Here is an 18,732-nt window from a genome sequence, read left to right as displayed (position 1 = left end):
GGGGGACGATGCGCTGCGTGCAAGCGCGGGGCACCCGTTCAATGACAAGCCTACCAGCTTCGTCGCCAGGGAAAACAGGCCGCTGCACCTATTTCAACCCGGGCAACGCCGGTGAAGTTGCGATCCCCTTCAGCGCGCCCCGGTCGATCGCCGATACCCGGTCCTGCCGCGGCGGCTTGCCCGCACTCGGGGCAGATACCCCCAAACCGCATGGGCGCCTGGCGCCGATCACGGGACGTGGCGCACGAGTTTTTGGATCACCATTCGGTCTTGGCCCTCTCTGTGGAGCATGGTGGTTTCGACGCTGAAGCGGCACCGCTCGCCGGCGGGCGTGATGATCGACAGGTCGTTGACATCGGCGGCGGAGGCCATGCGGTGTCTTGCATAGGCCGGGCCCTGTTGGCGCGGGGGCAGGCGGGTGGTGATGAACGCTTCGATGCTTGCGGCGCCGTGGATCTCGCCGAAGGGCGATGCCGTGGACCAGGTTGCTTGCGGATGCAACAGCGCGGCGGCGGCGCTGCCGTCTCGCCTGTCCACGCCATCGAGAAACCGCATCAAGAGCGATCGCTTGGAGTGGCGGGCGGCAAAGCTGGTGTGCAGCAAGGTGTGTGCCTCAGCGGAGTTCGGGTGTTTCAACTGCGTTGAATACAGTTTCTGAACGTCCTGGTTTTCGTGCGACCGCCGCTTCGGCGCCTGTTTGTCGATCGCGTAAATGGCTTTCATGCGTTTTTCAAGAATCAGGGGATCCATGGACTTGGGCTCGCCGCCCCCGCCCAGGCAACCCCCCACACAAGCCATGACCTCGATGGCCACGAAGGCCTGCCGCCAGGCGTCGTCTTCGAGCAATTCCTGTGCAGCGGCGATGCCATTGCAGATGGCGACCCGGCCCAGCCCGGGCACTTCGGCGGTTTTCACCACCTTGTCCACGCCTCGCAGTTGGTGCCACTCCAGCGGCAGGGTGCTGGCTTGGCCGAGGAAGTGCGCTGCGGTGCGCACCATCGCCTCCATGACGCCACCCGATGCGCCGAAGATTTGGCCGGCTCCGGTGCTTTCGCCGAGGGGGTTGTCGAACGCGCCGTCGTCCGGCAATGCACCAAAGGCGATGCCACGCGCCCGGATCATTTTGGCCAGTTCGCGCGTGGTCAGTACGTGGTCCACATCGCCGGCCATATCGGGCCGCCGGGCTTCGTCCTTCTTGGCCGTGCAGGGCATCACGCTGACCACATAAGGCTCGGCTTCGCCACTCGCGAATGCAGGGCCCAGCGTGCTCGCGAAGACGCCGCGCTTGGTCATGGCGCCGTGCATTTGCTGCGGCGATTTGGTGGTGCTCAGGTTGGGCAGCAGATCGGGCCGGTTGATCTCGACCCAGTTGACCCAGCCCGGGCAGCACGACGTGAAGAGGGGCAGCCTTTGCCCGTCTTTGAGCCGTGTCATCAACTCGGTGCCTTCTTCCATGATCGTCAGATCGGCCGCAAAGTTGGTGTCGAAGACGTGGTCAAAGCCCAGTTGCCGCAGCGCATTGATCATGCGGCCCGTGCTCACGGTGCCGGGTTCCATGCCGAATTCTTCGCTGATGGCCACACGCGTTGCCGGCGCCACCTGCACCACGGAGACCCGCCTTCGGGCATCGAGGGTATGGAGCACCTCATGCCAGTCGGGCGCTTCGATCAACGCGCCGACGGGGCACACCAGCGTGCACTGGCCGCAGGAGATGCAGTTGGTGTCGGCCAGCGATTGGTTGAAAACGGTGACGGGCAGGCGGTCAGACCCATGCCCTGCGAACCCGATCACGTGTTGGCGTTGTCCCGCATCGCCACAGGCATCTGCACACAGGCCGCATTCAACGCACTTCGACAGATCGCGCCAGATGCTCGGCGAGGTGTGGTCCGTCAGGTGGCGCTCGGGATGTTCGGGCGAGCCCAGAGGCACAAACTCAAATGCATTCACCACCGGGTAGTCGCTGGCCAGCCCTTGCAACTGGCAGGAGCCGTTGGCTTCGCACCGCATGCAGTCGTTCGGGTGCCGCGCCAGCAGCCACTGCATGTTGGTTTCGCGGAAGCTTCGCAGGGCTTCGGAGTCGGTCGTGACACGGCTGGCCTCTTTTGCCCGCGTGGCGCACGCCGGTTGGGGTTGTGCCTCGCCTTCGACTTCCACGAGACACATGCGGCACACGGCGCGCGAGGGCAGGCGGGGATAGTGGCAAAGCGTTGGCACATGCACACCGGCCTGGTGGGCGGCATCGAGCAAGGTTGACCCTTCGTCAACCTCGATAGACCGCCCGTTCACTGTCAGATGGATCATGGCGTCCTTGTCGTGAATGGCTCCTGTCGGGAGCGTGGTCTGGCATTGGAGATCCCTGCCTCGCTTCAGAAAGCATAGGCCGAAACGGGCCATTGATCCAGCGCGAAGACAGCCCTGCCATCAAACCCAACCACAGGCAAGACCAGTCCCCAGGCATCTGTAGCTGACCCAGAACGCCGCAAGCAATGGCCTTGGGGTCTTGCCTGGCCTCTTGTGGCGGGGCATCCGGAAAACGGCTAACTTTGATAAGCTCCAAGGCTATTGGCGCCGCAATGGGCTTCAATGCTGGCGGCGGTGGCTGTTGCCGTCAACGGCCGGGCGCCCAAGCCTCCTATTTTTTTGTCTACACATTCCTCACCATGACATTCATTCAACGTAGAACCGCGCTGCTGCTGGTGGGCTCATTGGCCGTTGGCGGCGCTTTTGCGCAGGCGGGCGCGCCGGTGCGCGTGGGTTCCAAGATCGACACCGAAGGCAAGTTGCTGGGCAACATGATCGTGCTGGCGCTGGAGGCGAATGGCATCAAGACTGAGAACAAGTCTGGCCTGGGCAACACCAAGGTGATGCGCGGCGCCCTGACCGCCGGTGAGATTGACCTGTACCCCGAGTACACCGGCAACGGCGCCTTCATTTTTGGCGAAGAGTCCAACCCGGTCTGGAAAGACGCCAAGGCGGGCTACGAGCGCGTGAAGGTGCTGGACTTTGAGAAAAACAAAATCGTGTGGTTGGCGCCATCGCCCGCCAACAACACCTGGGCGATTGCCATCCGCAAAGACGTCGCCACGCCCAACAAGCTGGCCACGCTGGACGACTTGGGCCAGTGGTTGGGCAAGGGCGGGCAGTTCAAGCTGGCAGCCTCAGCCGAGTTTGTGGAGCGCTCGGACGCGCTGCCGGCTTTCCAGGCCGCTTACAACTTCAAACTCAAGCCCGAGCAATTGCTGACGCTCGCTGGTGGCGACACGGCGGTGACGATTCGCGCAGCGGGTGAAAAAACCTCAGGCGTGAACGCTGCCATGGCTTACGGCACCGATGGCGCGGTGGCCGCGCTCGGCTTGGTGATTCTGGACGACCCCAAAGGCGTGCAGCCCATTTACGCCCCGGCGCCCATCGTTCGCGAAGCGGTCCTCAAGCAAAACCCCAAGATTGCTGACGCTTTGGCGCCGGTGTTCAAGCTGCTGGACGGTCCCACGCTGCAGAGCCTGAACGCCAAGATTCAGCTGGAAGGCCAAGACGCCAGAAAAGTGGCCTCGGACTTCCTGAAGTCCAAAGGGCTGTTGAAATAAGCCCGGCGGTGACGCCGCACCGGGGCCGCCATGACGTTGGCTAGTGCCCTGCACCCCGCCGCGCCACCCCGTTGGCGCGCGGCGCAAGCGGCCCTTTCGCTGATGGCTGTGGGCGCTTTGTGGAGCCTGCCGCTGGTGCGGGTGGCCCCGAACCGGCTGGTGTCGGGCGAAGCGGTGTCTTTTTTTGCCCTTTTACATGGCCCCGTCTGGGGCTTGGCCGCCTTGTTGATGGCCCTGCTGGGGCTCTCACTGTTGCCTGCCAGGCGGGTCACCCTGTGGCTCACCGTGGCGGCGGCCATCGGTTTGGTGGTGGGCCTGGGTGCTTTTGCCGCCAGCCAGGCCACCCAGGGGGTGACGGCCGAAAACCCGTTTGGCCGCACCTCGCTGGGCAGTGGCTTGTGGCTGGCCTGGCTGCTGTTGGGCCTGGTGCTGGCCGACGCCATGCAAACCCTGCGCGCGGGCACGCTGACCCGACTCGGCGTGGCGGCCATGGCCTTGTTGCCGCTGGCGTTTTTGCTGGCCAGTGGCGCTGCCGATGAGCTGTCCATCATGAAGGAATACGCCAACCGCGACGAAGCTTTCTGGGCGGCCATCACGCGCCACGGGCAGATCGTGGGGCTGGCGCTTTTCTTCACCCTGGCCGTTGGCCTGCCGCTGGGCTGGGCCACGCACCGCTATGCAGCCGCGGCGCGGGCGATGTTCCCGGTGCTCAACATCATTCAAACCATTCCCTCCATTGCCTTGTTTGGCCTGCTGATGGCGCCGCTGGCCTGGCTGGCCGCGAGCTGGCCGGCACTGGGCCGCGCGGGCATCAGTGGCGTGGGCTTGGCACCCGGCGTGCTGGCCCTCATGCTGTACAGCCTGCTGCCCGTGGTGCGCGGCACGCTGGCCGGACTGGCGCAGGTGCCTTCGGCGGTGACGCAGGCGGCGCAGGGCCTGGGGTTTTCACAAGGCCAGCTGTTTTGGCAGGCGCAGGTGCCGCTGGCGCTGCCGGTGGTGCTGGGCGGCGTTCGCACCGCCAGCATTCAGGCCGTGGGCCTGGCCGCCGTGACGGCACTGATCGGCGCGGGGGGCCTGGGCAGCCTGATGTTTGAAGGCTTGTTCAGCAGCGCCCAGGACCTGGTTTTGCTGGGCGTTGTGCCCATCGTTGTGATGGGCGCGCTGGTGGATGGCGTGTTCAAAGGACTGATCCGGTTGACCCGGCCGGCCACCCCTTCTATGGAGTTTTTGCGCCGTGATTGACATTCGCAACGTGTCCAAAATCTACGCTCATGCGGCCGATGCTCCCAAGGCGCTGGACGGCGTGAGCCTGCACATAGCACGCGGTGAGCTGGTGGTGCTGATTGGCGCCTCGGGTTCGGGCAAATCGACGCTGCTCAAGATGATCAACCGCATGGAGCAGCCCAGCACCGGCACCGTGTCGCTGGACGGCCAGGACATCGCGCAGCAGCCGGTGCGCGACTTGCGCCTTCGCATGGGCTACGTGATTCAGTCGGTGGGGCTGTTCCCGCACTGGACGGTCGCGCGCAATATTGGTGTGGTGCCGACCATGCTGGGCTGGCCACCCGAGCGCATTGCCGCCCGCGTGAACGAGTTGCAGACCCTGTTTGACCTGGACCCCGCCACCTACGGTCCGCGCTATCCGCACCAGTTGTCGGGCGGCCAGCAGCAGCGCGTGGGCGTGGCGCGCGCGCTGGCGGGCGACCCGGAGGTGCTGTTGATGGACGAGCCCTTTGGCGCGCTGGACCCGCTCATACGCGCCGCTTTGCAAGACGAGGTGAAGCGCATTCACCAGGCATCGGGCAAGACCATCATCATGGTGACGCACGACATCGACGAGGCGCTGCGCCTGGGCACAAAAATTGTGTTGATGGAGCAGGGCCGCATTGCGCAGGTGGGCACGCCGCTGGCGCTGCTGAGCCAGCCCGCCAACGACCGCGTGGCCGATTTTGTGGGACGCAGCGATGTGGGCATCAAACTGCTGTCCCTGCACCGTGCGGGCAGCCTGGCGCGCGCCGGGGCGGCCCAGCCCGTGCCCACATTGGCGGCCAGCGCCTCGCTGCGCGAAGCCGTCTCCATCATGGCCTTGCACGGCTGCGCCACGCTCAATCTCACCGACGACTCGGGCGCCCCTGCCGGGTTGTTGTTGGCGGCCGACCTGTTCAATCGGTCGGCTGTGGACGCCCCTCATGGTTGAACCGGGCCCCGCTTGGTGGCGTGACAAGCTGCTGTGGGCCGCGCTGCTGCTGGCGGTGTTGGTGATGGGCCTGCCGCACAGCGAGCCGCTGTTTGCCCACCTGTTTCCCCAACTGGAGCGCCCGGTGTACCGCCAGGAGCCGTTCACGCAACTGCTGTGGCAGCACCTGCTGTTGGTGGGCGTGTCCGGCGCGGCCTCGGTGCTGGTGGGCACGCTGGCTGGGATCTGGGTGACCCGGCCCTGGGGCAAAGCCTTTCGGCCCGTGGTGGAGACGCTGGTGTCCATGGGGCAGACACTGCCGCCGGTGGCGGTGCTGGCGCTCGCCGTACCCGCGGTGGGTTTTGGCGAGCTGCCCGCCTTGATGGCATTGGCGCTGTATGGCTTGCTGCCGGTGGTGCAGGGCACCATCACGGGCCTGGAAGCCGTGCCAGCCCCGGTGTTACAAGCCGCCAATGGCATGGGCCTGACACCGTGGCAGCGCCTGACTCAAGTGGAGGGGCCGCTGGCCTTGCCGGTCTGGCTGTCGGGTGTGCGCACGTCGGTCATCATCAACATTGGCACGGCAGCCATTGCCTCCACCGTGGGGGCGAAGACGCTGGGCTCACCCATCATTGTGGGTTTGAGCGGCTTTAACACCGCTTATGTGCTGCAAGGCGCGGTCGTGGTGGGCATGCTGGCCGTGGTGGTGGACATGGGGTTTGAGCGGCTGGCACAGCGCGTGAGGTGGGCGCACTGAATGAGAGCCGTTGCCGGCTTTTCGCCACCATACGGCGGCGTCAAACGGGCGGATTGCTGAGCCAGCCTGACGTTGACATCGAACCCATTCAGCCAGGCAAACCCAACCAGAGCGCCTGTGCCGAACGGTTCAGCTACACCGACCGCTCGGAGGTGCTGGATGGCGGTGTGTTCGACGCCCTGGAAAAAGTCAGAGACCTGACGCTGATGGGGGTTGCACCATGGCGGCAACCACCGGGCAGGCGATTTCTTGAACAGGATTCCGCCCGCCTCTGCACCGCGCCGCCCCCGATTTGAGCAAACATCGGGCCATGTGCCGACCCGCGGTTGACCACCGTAGCTGCACACAAGATCCGGTCCTGCGTGACACACCGGTTCTTTGATTCGGTCGCCCAACTTTCGACAGTATGTGCTGACTCTTTGATCGACCACAACATTCCTGCATCCGCCGGCCGGTCAAACCGCAGCAGCACAGCAACCCACGGTATGAAGGCCTAGTATGGAGTTGAACGCTTGGAGGTAGCCACGAAGCCACGGATGAAAAAACGTGGGTTGAGGTACCTGGCAGCGTGCAACCCCCTCATCAACCCCCAACCCACAGGAGAACCCTATGAAGATTCAAGTGAACACAGGTGCCCATGTCGACGGCCATGACCGGTTGGCCGCGCACGTCAGCGCGCAAATAGAAGAGGCGCTGGGTCATTTCAGTGACCACGTCACTCGAGTGGAGGTACACCTGAGCGACGAAAACGGCGACAAGGGTGGGTTGCACGACCAGCGCTGCATGATGGAGGCCCGGCTCCAGGGCCGGCAGCCTGTTGCGGTCACCGAACACGCCGCAACGCAGGCGCAGGCGGTACAAGGCGCGGCGCAGAAACTGGCGCACCTGCTGGACAGCACGTACGGGCGTGTGCAGGCGGCGCGCAAGAAAGTGTCAGACGCACCGATGCCCGGAGCGGATCTCGAGCAGCCCTGATCACAAACAGCACGATCGCCTTGTGCCAGCCCATGCGCAACGTGGGTGATCTCAAGTCTGTGGGGCGAACGATGAACACCGCCTCTGCGGCGGTCGGACTGGGTCCAGGCCTTCATTGCGCGCTGTGGACTTCACTTGCCTTCGCAGGCAAACACCAACTTCCAGTGGTTTCCCCGGGGGGCAAGCAATAGCTGCAGCAACCCGGTTTTACAGCCAGGCGATTTGATTGCCCTTTGTTCCACGAAGCGATATTCTTCCCTGCCATGCGAGACGACAGACCTCAGTCCTGCACCTTGACACGCGCCGCGCCCCCCTGTTCAACAATGACAACTTGTCGGGTGAAAGGGCTCCCCGGCGGCTCGAACACGCGGATCGAATTACAAGTGCAGAAGTTTGTTGGCTCCTGGAAATGGGAGTTACAAAATTCATCAATCTGATCACAATTGCTCACCGGATTGTCGACAACATTGTTCAGATTCGAGCCGGTGAAAACCATGGCAGGAAGGGCGGTCGACATCGCCGAAAGTCCCCCAACAGGGGGAGGCATGCGCTGACGATCCGCCTATAATGAATCGCTCTCAAGCGGGAGCAAACCATGGTCATCAACGCTGTGTGCGGTGCGGGTTCCGAAACCCGGCCCAACAGAACGCCGCACCGTCGGACGGAATGAGCGATGGCCATCCCTGCTTGGCTGAGATTTTTGGGCGATGTCCCGGTCGATCTGCAAGCGCCGTTGATGTCGCTGTTCCATCAGGCCGGCATTGACACCTCGGCCACGCCGCCGCCCACCTGCATGCTGGGCATCGCCGTACTGGCCCAACCCGATGAACATGCCCTGAACACCCTGCGCGAGCTTTGCCAAGGCTGCTCCGTGCTCGCCGTTGCGGTGGGCGATAGACCGTTCGATCCTGCCGCGATGTGGCGCGTGCTCGATGCGGGCGCTACCGATCTGCTGTTGTGGCATGAGCTTCCGCCCAATGCCGACGAGGGAGCGTGTCGGCTGCAGCGCTGGCAGACGATCCGCGCGCTGGTTGAATCGGACACCGTTCGCCAACGGGTCGCTGGAAGCTCGTGCGCCTGGCAATCGCTGATACGCGACGTGGTGGAAGTGGCGCGGCTCACGCAGTCGGCTGTGTTGATCACCGGCGAAACCGGCACGGGCAAGGAGCAGGTGGCCAACTTGATCCACGAGCTTGATGGGCGCGAAGATGTCGGCGAGTTCGTTGTGGTGGACTGCACAACGCTGTCGGCCGAACTCTCAGGCAGCGAGTTCTTCGGCCATGAGCGCGGCGCATTCACGGGCGCAGCCGGTGCACGGGATGGCGCGTTTGCCATGGCCCACCGGGGCACGCTTTTTCTCGACGAAGTGGGGGAGCTGAGCGCTGCGCTGCAGGCGCAGCTGCTGCGCGTGGTGCAAGAGCGCCAGTACAAGCGACTGGGCAGCAACACCTGGCAACGCAGCGACTTTCGCCTGATCTGCGCCACGCACCGCGATCTAGAAGCGGCTGTGGCCGAGGGCACGTTTCGCGCCGACCTGTACTACCGCATTGCTGCCTGGCGTTGCACCACGCCGCCGCTGCGCGAGCGCCTTGAAGACATCATTCCGCTGGTGCACTTCATGCTTGAACAGCTCGATGCCCGGGCTGCGCAGTTGGAGATGGACCCGGCGGTCAAGCAGTACCTGCTTACGCGCGAGTACCCGGGCAACGTGCGCGATCTGCGCCAGACTGTGGCTCGGCTGTGGCAGCGACACAGTGGCGATGGCCCGCTCACGGTGGGCGATGTGCCTGAGCACGAGCGACCCAGCAGTGCGGCCTGTCGCCCGCTCTGGCCGGACCGCCACTTCGACGATGCCGTTCGCCATGCCGTTGAGCTGGGGATTGGGCTGAAGGAAATTGGTCAGATCGCAGCCGAGCTGGCGACCCAGGCGGCGCTGGATCAAGAAGGCGGCAACCTGCAGCGCGCTGCGGCCCGCTTGGGCGTCACCGACCGCGCCTTGCAAATTCGGCGCGCCAACCAGCGGGCCGCGCATTGACGCGACCGATCAGCCGCATGAAGTTCCCACCCAGCACCAGCGCTTCGTCTGCCGGCAGCAGCTTGAGCAGCTGCACTTTGGCCAGCTCTACCGCTGGGTGAAGCCACGGACCGTCGGAGCCAAACAGCAACTTGTGCGCGCCTGCCCGCAGCACCGCCTGCTCAAGCAAGTCGAAGCGGCGCACACCAGCCGTGTCCGCGTGCATGTTGGGATGGCGCACCAGGTGGTCGATCAACGCGAGCTGGGCCGTCCAGTCGTCGGCAAAGCTGCCCAGGTGCGGGATGATGAAGTTGACCCCGGGGTATTCCTGCGCGAGCAGTTCGCATGCCGAGACCTCACCGGCGATGTCGTACAGAACCGGTAGGCTGAACTCCCGCGCCGTTTCGCAGACTTCCCGCGTGATGCGGGCGTCGTGCCGGTGCACCTTGATGCCGACGAAGCCATGCGCCTCTACCGCTTCTTGCACCATGGACCGCACGCGGCCTTTGTCTCGTTCGGGATGGACGAAGGCGAAACCATAGAGCCGGTCGGGCCGCGCAGCGACGAGGCGCGCGACCTCACGGTTGGCCAGGGTGTAGTTGCTATGGAAGGCGGGGAAGACCACGCTGCGCCGTATGCCGGCGGCAGCGCAGCGGCGCAAGTAGCCGTGCAGGGGTGCGTCGGTGTTCCAGGGGCCAGTGAGGCCGTCGCCTTTGCCAGCGTGGCAGTGGGTGTCGATGATCACGGCCGAACGCTGTTTCAAGGCCGGGTCACCAAACAGGGTGACCCCTTGTGGGTGCGAGGAAATGGTGTGCATAACTTTGTGCGTTCTTTCGAGCCCCTCGTGCGTTGCGCCCCGCCAGTCGCCCTGTGGGACCCGATGGTTAGAGCACTCGGTGAACGTCGATCGACGTCGAACCGTTCCGGGTTTGCCGGGCCATGGCCCGTTGGGGTTCGGCCAATGCGCGCAGGTACTTGAACCTCAGGAGCGCGCTCCCAGCTTTTTTTCAGCGCGGCGGCGACGGGCTGCGCTGAAGTGAATGGCACGAACTCAAATTCAAGTTCCTTCATGAGCTTTCCTTTCAAAGGCGCGCAGCGATAGCGGTGTCGTCTACCGACCCTGAAACCACGGCGTGCGCCGAGCCGCGCCATCGTTGTTCAACTCGACGTGCACATGGTCGATGTGTGGACTCGGTCCGGTGTAGCGCGCCACACGCGGCGTGCGGTTGCCGCTCCAACGGATGCGGTTCCAGATGATGTACTGCACGCCGATGGACGAGGCGTTGCGCACCAGCCAGTTGGCGATCGGGTCGCCCACGGCACTGTTCGCCTTGCCGCCGACGGTGCGAATCATGATGTCGAGCGCTCGGCCGGTGCCGTGCACCGATGTCTCGGAGCGGTTGGCGCTGTTGGCACGGCACGAATAGCCGCCGATGCTCGACACGCCTGCAAAGGTGGCCTGAATGTGGCTCTTCAAGGCCGCTGCGCCTGCGGTGAAGTTGCCGGTGCAGTTGCCAGGTGAGCCGGCCCAGGCTGGCGGCGAATCGTAGCGAACAGTCTGGGCGTCTCCCGCAGCACGCACGCTGGAGGGTAGTCCCCATGCATTGGCCGTCGATGAACCACCACCGCCCGGGCTTGGCGGCCTGCTGGGCGCTCTGCCCAACAAGGCGCCCCAGGTGTTTGAACCAACGATGCCGTCCACGCCAAGACCCCGCGCGCGCTGGAAGGCACGGACTGCGGCATCGGTGTTGGAACCAAAGATGCCGTCGGCCGGGCCTGCGCTGAACCCGGTCACCCCCAAGCGGCGCTGCAGATCGGCCACGGCCGATCCGCGCGACCCTCGGCGCAGCGTTGGCCTGGCGGTGGCCATGCTGGTGGGCGCCTCAAGCTCCAGCGTTTCAAATTCAAAAACCTCGCCTTGATCCGGCGCCGGCTCATCGGTTGGCGCCCCGTTGTCGGCCGGCTGGCGCGCATCGCGCAGCGCTTGTTCAACGTCTGGCCCTGCGATGCCATCAACCGGCAACCCCTTGCTGCGTTGGAACCGGCGCAAGGCATTGCGCGTGGTCGCGGTCATCACACCGGTGACTGGCAGGCTCGCCTGCGCCACCTGGTTCAGCGCGCTTTGCACCCAGCGCACGTATTCAGTGCCGTGGGCCGGACACACGCAGGGCGCTGCGGGCGCGCCCAAGCGTGACCGAGGTCGCCGCGCGTTCCGGCTCGGCGGCCTCGGCTTCGACCGTGCCGCCGATCGCGAACCGGCCTTTGGCGCATTGCGCGAGGTGCCACGCGAAGGCGTCGAACGCCCCCGTGGTGCGGCGCGGCCACGCTGCCGCTCCGTTTCCCAGGTGTCGCCTTCCTCTTCGTATTCGTACCCGATGTCAGGCGCGAAGGGCACAAGTTCGAATTCAGCGTGGTTCATGATGTCTCTCCGGTGTGCTGTTGATAGCGTTGGGTAGATCACTGGCCTCCGACGGCGTTGGTGCCCCGGATGGCGCGAGGGGTGTCAGGCCCGCAAGTTGGTGACGACGGCCACTTCATCAACAACTTGAATAGGTGCCTTTGGCTGAAATTTTTGCAGCCTTCTTCGTCTGGCTGAGGTTGAGACGGGACGGAACGCAAAACCGCACGTGCATGTGGTTGTTGTGAATGTTGTCGCCATCGATTCCGCTCAGGCCTATGCGCTGGTTCACCCAGAGTTTGTGGACTTTCAGTACGCCATTGGCCCGGATGATATTGACAAGATCTTGTGTGCGCGCACGGTCGAAAAATGGCGCTTCTGAACGTATCAACGGGTTGACAGAACCGAGATTTCCATCGTTCCGGATGAATCGAATGTCGACATCAATTCCCATTCTGTGAGAGCTGTGCGGCTTGAGCGCTCCACCGCCTTGCTTGCCGATATCTGATATCTGAACCAGCGGCCCGGATGGATAGCGAGATTGCCAACGTTGCCCGACCTGTTTCAGTGCCTCGATGGTTTCGGACAAACCGAATCGTCGGCTCTCACTCTTCACGCCGACAAATCCGGCACCGGTTTTTGGGAGCAACGTGTTCACCTCGGGGACGGGGCCAAAGCGTGCCCCGGCGCCGCTTGGAACGGCTGGACCGCTCGGCATTCCGCCGAGCAAGGCGCCCCAGGTCATGGACCCGGCAACGCCATCCGCCCCCAGCCCCCGCGCGCGTTGAAAGGCATGCACGGCCGCACCGGTGTTGGCGCCGAAGATGCCATCGGCTGCGCCCGCGCTGAACCCGGCGGCCCCCAACCTGCGCTGCAGATCGGCCACCGCCGAACCGCGCGAGCCAAGGCGCAGTGTTGGCCTGCTGGTGGGCGTTTCAAGCGCCAGTGTTTCAAATTCGTAGACCTCGCCCTGGTCTGACGCCAGCGCCTCGGTTGGCGGCCCGCTGTCGGCCGGCTGGCGCGCATCGCGCAGCGCCTGTTCAACGTCTGGCCCGGCGATGCCATCAACCGGCAAGCCCTTGCTGCTTTGGAAGCGGCGCAAGGCGTTGCGCGTGGTCGCGGTCATCACACCGGTGACCGTCAGGTTGGTCGACGCCACCTGGTTCAGCGCACTTTGCACCCAGCGCACGTACTCCGTGCCGTGGGCCGGGCACACGCAGGGCGCTGCCGGTGCACCCAGGCGGGACCGAGGCCGCTGCGTGTTCCGGCTCGGTGGTCTCGGCCTCGAGCGTGCTGTTGACCGCACCATGGCCTTTGACGAAAAACGCGAAGCGTTGCGCCGCGGCTTTGAACCACTGCGCGAAGCACCGCGGCCTCGGCGTTTCTCGGTTTCCCAGGCAGAGGATTCGGCTTCGGGTGGGTATTCGCCCCCGGGCTCGAACGGCAGAAACTCAAAAACAGCGTGGTTCATGAAAGTTCTCCCTGGGCGGTTAGAGACCGACGACGATCGTGTTGCCACGTCGGACCCACCGCCCGCTCCGGCCCCCTCGATCCAGGCCCGGCACATGCCGACGCGCGGCATGGGCGACGGCCGCCTGCACTGCACGCCTGGGGTCGGTAGACGCCCCGGCGGCCGCGGCCTGCTGCGCGGCAGTGCCCGCGATTCGGACGAACCTGCGCGCCATCTCAAACTCTTGTTCGTCGGCATCGAGTTCACCGAACTCGGCTTCGAGTGCATTGCCCACCGCGCTGCCCAACGCGGTGCCCACGGCGGTACCGACGCCGGGGATGGGAATGAACGAACCCAGCGCACCGCCCACAAATGGCAGCGCCTTCTTTGCCAAACCCTTGAGCGCGCCACCCAGTGGCCGCGCGATTTTCTTGAGGCCCCTGCCGATCTTCTTGAACATCTTGCCCAAGAACTCGTCCAGCTCTGCGTCGCTGGACACCGAGAGCAGCTCCATCGCCAACTCGGCCTCTTCGTCCTCGCTGAACGGGCTCTCGGCATCGCGCGAACCAAAGCTGGCCGCGCCTTCGTCTTCGTATTCGTATTCGCCTTCAAACTCGCTTTCATATTCCCCTTGGTATTGCTGACCAAAGGGGTTTGAAGCCTCGTCTGCGGCTTCGTCTTCTTCCTCAAATTCACTTTGAGGCGATAGGTCAAAAGAGAAGGTTTCGAACTCGGCCCGGGTGCTGGCGTTGCACTGGGGGCATTGGCAGGTCATCTTGTGCATGGTGTTCTCCTGGTGAAAAGGTTGAAACGAAGGTGCGCCAGCTTGAACGCGGTGTTTTCACGCCGGCTCCAGGGCTGTGTTCCACGCGTGTGCCAATCGCATCACCGCCTGGTCGATATGTGCCGCGCTGTGATCGGCGCGAAGCAGAAAGCTCAATTGCGCGCCGCTACCGCCACCGCTATCGCGGTGCAGCACGGTGCGAACGCCGGCGTGCAACAGAAGGGTGTGCAGCAGTGGCACAACAGCGCCTGGCGGGGTGATCAGCGTCTGCACTGGGAAGTCGCCGCCGCGGGTGGCGATGCCCAGCGCAGCCAGACCGCTGCGCAGCCGCCGCACGGCGCGCCACAGCCGCAAACGCAGGTGTTCGCCATGGTGGGCGTTCACCACCAACGCCTGCCGTGCGGCCAGGACAACCGGCAGTGAGGGCGGACTCATGTGTTCGCGGCTTGCGCTGTTGCGCAAGAAGCGCCGCAACAGCACAGCGCTGCCAGCGAGCAAGGCCACTGGCACACCAAAGCCCTTGGCGAGCGAGGCCCCCACCACCATGTGATGGCCAGCCAACCCTTGCTGCAGCAGCGAGCCGCCGCCTCCAACCCCGTAAGGAGCGCCCGCTGAAGGCCGCTGTCCATAGACACCCAGAGCCTGGGTGTCGTCGATCACCAGCCAGCCACCCTGTGAATTTGCCAGGCCGGCGTAGGCCGCCAACGGTGGCTGGCTGTTGCTGCCGGGGCTCATGCCATCGCAGAGCACCACGGGTCGGCAGCCATGCCGGCGTGCCATCAAGCGCTCCAGGGATTTTGGGTCGTGGCGCGCAAAGGTGTGCAGCGGCACGCCCTTGGTGGCCCAGTGCTCGGCACCCCAGCGGGCAATCGGGTAGGTCGAAGCGTCCATGAAAATCTCGATCTGTTCTCGGCTCAGCACACCGAGCAGGTCCCAAAAGAGGTGGAAGGTCGATGGCAACAGCGTGCCATCGGCGCAACCCACCAGCCGGGCCAGTTCATGGGCAGCGACTCTCGCTTCGGGAGCCTCGTCCAGCGCCGCTGGACGCCCGAGGCTGAGCGAGTCCCACGGATCGAGTGTTGTGCTGCCATGGTGCAGACCCAGGTAGAGCGACGAGGTGAAATCAAGCATGGTGGTTTCACGTCAGGCACTCCGCCGCTGCGCCTCCATTCGCTGTTTCAGCAACACCGAAGGTATGGTCGAGTCGACCCGCGTCTCCACCGTCTCGCCACCCAGTTCGGCGCCTGTGGCGGCACGGTAGGCATGGATATAACCCTGTACCTGCGGCCGCCAGAAACGTGCAAAGTTGAAGGCGTGGTTGGGCTCATAGACCGTGCTCCAGGCGCCGTAGCGAATCGACAGCAGCAGCTGTTCGCCAAAGACGGCCAGGTTGTGAAAGTGCACCACGCTGGTGTCGGTCCAGCCCTGCAGTTTTTTCATGGCATCGACCCGGTCCATCCAGGGCTCGGGGTAGGCCACCATCACCCGCGTCGGCAGGAACTCCCGGAACTCGGCGCGCGAGAGCAACCATTGCTGGATCAGCATCTCGATGCGTGCGGTCGGTGGCATGTCCCCGAACTGGCTGTGCGCCCCTTGCGACAGGATCAGGTGCACCTCTTTCAGTGCATTGAGCACCCCGAAAGCATCGGCCTTCATGGTGGTGTTGTCGTCCTGCTTGTAGAACACGGTGCACAGGCGCAACAGGTGGTGGAAGGCCTCGATGAACTTCGAACGCGAATCGGCGGGCCGGAAGTCTTGCACCGCGCGCCCCTCCAGTCGCAAGCCGTAGTGGTGGTCGTACTCGCCGTTGCGTCGCGCCACGGTCAAGCGGTGTTGTTCGTCCTGAATGTAGCCCCACAGCAGGTTGTTCAACGGGCGCAAGGGATTGACTTCCACGTTCACGAGCGGGTCGGGTTGGCGTGTGCCGCGCACGTTCTGAAAGCGCCGGGTGATGGCGTTCATCGTCTGCACCTGCATGCCTTCTTCGTGCCAGTAAGACCAGATCAGTTCGAGCAGGCAAGGGTTGCTCAGTTTCTCCTGCACGAAAACATCGCACAGATCCATTTCGGCATTGCTGGGGCGCCCAAAGCTGCTGGGGGCCTTGTTGAAGGACACTTCGGGCAGCTTGCTCTTGATGATGGCCAGGTAGGGCAGCATGTTGATGCCATCGACGTTCTCAAGGTATGGCTCGGGACCCAGGTTGGGCAAGTCGCGCCGACGCAGGTCGTCATTGTTGATGCCCAGCAGCTGGGCGTGCCCCTCCCCGTTGGCGAAGTCGGTGAACACGCCGCAGTTGACCATCACGAAGGCCTCGGTCGCCACCTTGAGCACGCGGTAGGCGTCGGTGTCGGAGAAGGGCAGGTAGCGCTTTCCCAACAAGTTCGTATAGGTGTTTTTGGCTTTCGTTTCGGCCTGGGTTGGTTTGGACGGGCCGTCGGAGCAGAAAAGCCGGTCCATGAAGCGCATGTAATTGTCGAACGACAGTGCTTCGGTGCTTGCGCGTATCGCCCCCCACAGTTGCAGGTCTGGCGTGGGCGCCGACTCGGAGCGCGCCAATGAGACGTTCAGGCTTCCGTTGATGGGCGAAGGCCCGCGATCGTCTGCTTCGTACGCTTCCTCAAAGGCCATCTCGGCCATCTGGCCGCCGGCTTGTCCCCCGGGCAAGGGGCCCACCAGCGAGAAACCTATGGCCGCCTGGACCTTCTGATCCCCGGTGCTCTTGATCGGCTTCGTAGCGACCAGTTTCTCTTTTCGAACGGGCCGCATACCCGGCCCCCACTGCACGCTCAGGTGCTCTGTCAGTACGTTGGAGTCATTGAACTCCAGCGTTGCGCAAGCATGGTCACCGACCCTGGGGTGTGGGCAGGCGATTTCCTGGCAGTCGGGATTCATGAAAACGACCTCCAGACGCGCATTCAGGGGCAGGCGCAAGCACAGCGACTCTTCGCAACCCGCCTCGACATGCACACACTGTGCGCTGGTCTCTGGGTGGTGTTCGTACTTCACGAAGTATGTTGCGGGATCGAGCTCGGTGAAGCGGACCCGCCCCCCACCATCCGTTCGCTCGCTGGACAACCACAGTGCTTCGTCCGGTGTCCATGTCTTGACTTTGGCCGCCGCCTTGCTTTCACCGCCACCGCCACTGCCAACGGCTGTGGCGTAGAGGCTCACCCAGGCGCCGCTCATGGGGGCTCCCTCGCCACCGGCGTCAGCCACGGTGACAGCGATCGAACCCTTGCGGGTGTTTTTTGAATCAGTGGTCTTGACAATCATGTTGCTCTCCTTGGTGAACATCAAATCAACCGGAAATGGAAGATACGTTTGCGCATTGCGCTGCGCCTTTCAGCGAGCTTTCGAGTGCCCAATGGGTCAGCAGGCGCGCCAGCAGCTCGCTCTCAAGTTCGGGGCTCATGCGCCCGTTGGCACGCGCCTGGCCAATGACGGCGAACACCAGCGACGGCGCGGCGCGGTACATGGCCGCGGGTGTTTCGCACCAGGCGCGGTACAGCCGCGCCAAGTGCAGCGGTTGGCGCTCTTCGGTGGCGAGCACATCGACCAGGCGGCGACCGTGCAGCGAGCGCGGGCGGTGCTGCACCAGCAGCGCTACAAACGCCGGCATGGTGGCGCGCAAGCGCATCAGCAACTGCGCGCGCGCAGCTTCCAGGCCCTGTGGAGGGTAGAACGCTTCCCACAGCGCGGCAAAACGCGCCCACTGCGGATGCGGGTACAGCGCCTGTCCGATGGCGCAGCTCAGCATCACGCGAATCCATGGGGCTGGATGCGGGTCCTGGGACTCCATTCGAAACACGAAAGCGCGCGGCAGGCTGACCACCGCAATCAAGCCCAGGGTCGAAGCAATGCCAACCCGGGCGATGGCCCAGAAATCGGCCACGATCTCGGAAATCCAGCGTTCCCAAAGCATCCAGGCACTGCGGTCAGGGCCGTCAACCGCTTGCATGCCTCTCAACACAGGGCGAAGTGAGGCCACCAGGTCCAGCAGCGCCGAGGCTTGATGCCCCACTTCGTGCACCAGCGACGAAGCGATGCCACTGCCGACCATGCGTTCGCGCGGCACGCGGATCACGGCCACCGGGTTCTCTCCACCGCCTGGCAAACGGGTGCGTGCGCGGCGAATCGCTGCACCTGCACCGCGGTCGAGGTAGCAGATGATGGGCGGTAGATCGAAGTAGCGTCCAGGCAGCGTTAGCGCGTCTGCGGCCACCACATCAAGCCCCGACAACCAAACCCCCGAGGCGTGCTCGCTGCGCTGGGTGATCACGTCGCTGAACAAATCGAATTGCGTCAGCGCCGCATTGAATTGCAGGCGCAGGTGGGTGAACCGTCTTTGGGCCTGCGCGGCACTGCCCGAACGCCCGGCACCGCGCAACCAAGCCAGGAAGCCTTGCACCATGCGTTCGAGGTCGCGGCGGCCTAGCGCCAGGTGGCGCTCGATCGCAACTTGTGCGCGGGGCATCAAGGCGGCGGCCGGCACCATCGGCTCGAGCAGCGCAAAGGGCTGCACGCGCGCAAGCCGCGTCATCAAGGCACGCGCCTCTTGGGCCAGGATCCAGGCAGCGAACGGTGTCATGGTGCG

Annotated in this window: 15 protein-coding genes; 6 read left to right on the top strand and 9 right to left on the bottom strand. The window is 64.3% G+C overall.

The annotated features are described in order from the left end of the window. Positions 1-228 precede the first annotated feature (228 nt). Positions 229-2,301: a [FeFe] hydrogenase, group A gene (locus E5678_RS13245; RefSeq protein ID WP_136178961.1), complete on the bottom strand. Its 2,073-nt coding sequence runs from the start codon at positions 2,299-2,301 to the stop codon at positions 229-231. A gap of 359 nt (positions 2,302-2,660) precedes the next feature. On the opposite strand from E5678_RS13245, the gene E5678_RS13240 reads away from it, so the two are divergent. From E5678_RS13240 to E5678_RS13220, 5 genes are all read left to right on the top strand, one after another. After that, complete coding sequence (locus E5678_RS13240; RefSeq protein WP_136178960.1) at positions 2,661-3,584, top strand: ABC transporter substrate-binding protein; 924 nt, start codon at positions 2,661-2,663, stop codon at positions 3,582-3,584. Positions 3,585-3,614: 30 nt separating this feature from the next. Next, positions 3,615-4,826, top strand: coding sequence for an ABC transporter permease (locus E5678_RS13235; protein ID WP_136178959.1), 1,212 nt, complete (start codon positions 3,615-3,617; stop codon positions 4,824-4,826). Next, positions 4,819-5,781: an ABC transporter ATP-binding protein gene (locus tag E5678_RS13230; protein ID WP_136178958.1), complete on the top strand. Its 963-nt coding sequence runs from the start codon at positions 4,819-4,821 to the stop codon at positions 5,779-5,781. Before E5678_RS13235 ends, E5678_RS13230 begins: the two co-directional genes overlap by 8 nt. Next, entirely contained in the window at positions 5,774-6,517 is a 744-nt protein-coding gene (locus E5678_RS13225; RefSeq protein WP_136178957.1) for an ABC transporter permease, read from the top strand. The genes E5678_RS13230 and E5678_RS13225 overlap by 8 nt, the downstream gene beginning before the upstream one ends. A 609-nt stretch (positions 6,518-7,126) precedes the next feature. Continuing rightward, entirely contained in the window at positions 7,127-7,492 is a 366-nt protein-coding gene (locus tag E5678_RS13220; protein WP_136178956.1) for an HPF/RaiA family ribosome-associated protein, read from the top strand. Positions 7,493-7,772: 280 nt separating this feature from the next. Here the strand turns inward: E5678_RS13220 and E5678_RS13215 are convergent, their stop codons facing one another. Beyond that, positions 7,773-8,039: a hypothetical protein gene (locus E5678_RS13215; protein ID WP_136178955.1), complete on the bottom strand. Its 267-nt coding sequence runs from the start codon at positions 8,037-8,039 to the stop codon at positions 7,773-7,775. Between the two features lie 126 nt (positions 8,040-8,165). Between E5678_RS13215 and E5678_RS13210 the strand changes: the two genes are divergently transcribed. Then, positions 8,166-9,527 (top strand): sigma 54-interacting transcriptional regulator, encoded by a 1,362-nt coding sequence (locus E5678_RS13210; RefSeq protein ID WP_136178954.1) that lies wholly within the window; start codon positions 8,166-8,168, stop codon positions 9,525-9,527. Here the strand turns inward: E5678_RS13210 and E5678_RS13205 are convergent. The 7 genes from E5678_RS13205 to E5678_RS13180 all read right to left on the bottom strand — a co-directional run bounded on the left by E5678_RS13205 (position 9,475) and on the right by E5678_RS13180 (position 18,726). After that, positions 9,475-10,323 carry an amidohydrolase family protein gene (locus tag E5678_RS13205; RefSeq protein ID WP_247596770.1) on the bottom strand — a complete coding sequence of 283 codons (849 nt, stop codon included), beginning with the start codon at positions 10,321-10,323 and terminating at the stop codon, positions 9,475-9,477. The genes E5678_RS13210 and E5678_RS13205 overlap by 53 nt on opposite strands. Positions 10,324-10,617: 294 nt before the next feature. Then, a complete protein-coding gene (locus tag E5678_RS13200) occupies positions 10,618-11,925 on the bottom strand; it encodes a peptidoglycan-binding protein (protein ID WP_136178953.1) in 1,308 nt (435 codons plus the stop codon). Positions 11,926-12,043: 118 nt separating this feature from the next. Further along, the gene (locus tag E5678_RS13195) at positions 12,044-13,375 is read right to left on the bottom strand and encodes a penicillin-insensitive murein endopeptidase (RefSeq protein ID WP_168708563.1); all 1,332 of its coding nucleotides are present in this window, start codon (positions 13,373-13,375) and stop codon (positions 12,044-12,046) included. Positions 13,376-13,394: 19 nt separating this feature from the next. Beyond that, positions 13,395-14,138: a hypothetical protein gene (locus E5678_RS22320; RefSeq protein WP_168708562.1), complete on the bottom strand. Its 744-nt coding sequence runs from the start codon at positions 14,136-14,138 to the stop codon at positions 13,395-13,397. A 57-nt stretch (positions 14,139-14,195) separates the two neighbouring features. Then, complete coding sequence (locus E5678_RS13190; RefSeq protein ID WP_136178951.1) at positions 14,196-15,269, bottom strand: pyridoxal phosphate-dependent aminotransferase family protein; 1,074 nt, start codon at positions 15,267-15,269, stop codon at positions 14,196-14,198. A gap of 12 nt (positions 15,270-15,281) precedes the next feature. Next, on the bottom strand, positions 15,282-17,411 hold the full coding sequence (locus E5678_RS13185) for an 8-amino-7-oxononanoate synthase (RefSeq protein ID WP_136178950.1): 2,130 nt from the start codon (positions 17,409-17,411) through the stop codon (positions 15,282-15,284). A gap of 25 nt (positions 17,412-17,436) precedes the next feature. Then, the gene (locus E5678_RS13180) at positions 17,437-18,726 is read right to left on the bottom strand and encodes a hypothetical protein (protein WP_136178949.1); all 1,290 of its coding nucleotides are present in this window, start codon (positions 18,724-18,726) and stop codon (positions 17,437-17,439) included. Positions 18,727-18,732 lie beyond the last annotated feature (6 nt).

Origin of the sequence: Hydrogenophaga sp. PAMC20947 (genome assembly GCF_004795855.1) — a bacterium.
Classification (GTDB): Bacteria; Pseudomonadota; Gammaproteobacteria; order Burkholderiales; family Burkholderiaceae_C; genus Hydrogenophaga.
This window is presented reverse-complemented; position numbering and strand designations above follow the sequence as displayed.

Bases quoted from the DNA above. Each gene is read 5' to 3' on its own strand.
- E5678_RS13245 (WP_136178961.1), bottom strand. From the start codon at position 2,301: ATGATCCATCTGACAGTGAACGGGCGGTCTATCGAGGTTGACGAAGGG.
- E5678_RS13240 (WP_136178960.1), top strand. From the start codon at position 2,661: ATGACATTCATTCAACGTAGAACCGCGCTGCTGCTGGTGGGCTCATTG.
- E5678_RS13235 (WP_136178959.1), top strand. From the start codon at position 3,615: ATGACGTTGGCTAGTGCCCTGCACCCCGCCGCGCCACCCCGTTGGCGC.
- E5678_RS13225 (WP_136178957.1), top strand. From the start codon at position 5,774: ATGGTTGAACCGGGCCCCGCTTGGTGGCGTGACAAGCTGCTGTGGGCC.
- E5678_RS13220 (WP_136178956.1), top strand. From the start codon at position 7,127: ATGAAGATTCAAGTGAACACAGGTGCCCATGTCGACGGCCATGACCGG.
- E5678_RS13215 (WP_136178955.1), bottom strand. From the start codon at position 8,039: ATGCCTCCCCCTGTTGGGGGACTTTCGGCGATGTCGACCGCCCTTCCT.
- E5678_RS13210 (WP_136178954.1), top strand. From the start codon at position 8,166: ATGGCCATCCCTGCTTGGCTGAGATTTTTGGGCGATGTCCCGGTCGAT.
- E5678_RS13205 (WP_247596770.1), bottom strand. From the start codon at position 10,323: ATGCACACCATTTCCTCGCACCCACAAGGGGTCACCCTGTTTGGTGAC.
- E5678_RS13200 (WP_136178953.1), bottom strand. From the start codon at position 11,925: ATGAACCACGCTGAATTCGAACTTGTGCCCTTCGCGCCTGACATCGGG.
- E5678_RS13195 (WP_168708563.1), bottom strand. From the start codon at position 13,375: ATGAACCACGCTGTTTTTGAGTTTCTGCCGTTCGAGCCCGGGGGCGAA.
- E5678_RS22320 (WP_168708562.1), bottom strand. From the start codon at position 14,138: ATGCACAAGATGACCTGCCAATGCCCCCAGTGCAACGCCAGCACCCGG.
- E5678_RS13190 (WP_136178951.1), bottom strand. From the start codon at position 15,269: ATGCTTGATTTCACCTCGTCGCTCTACCTGGGTCTGCACCATGGCAGC.
- E5678_RS13185 (WP_136178950.1), bottom strand. From the start codon at position 17,411: ATGATTGTCAAGACCACTGATTCAAAAAACACCCGCAAGGGTTCGATC.
- E5678_RS13180 (WP_136178949.1), bottom strand. From the start codon at position 18,726: ATGACACCGTTCGCTGCCTGGATCCTGGCCCAAGAGGCGCGTGCCTTG.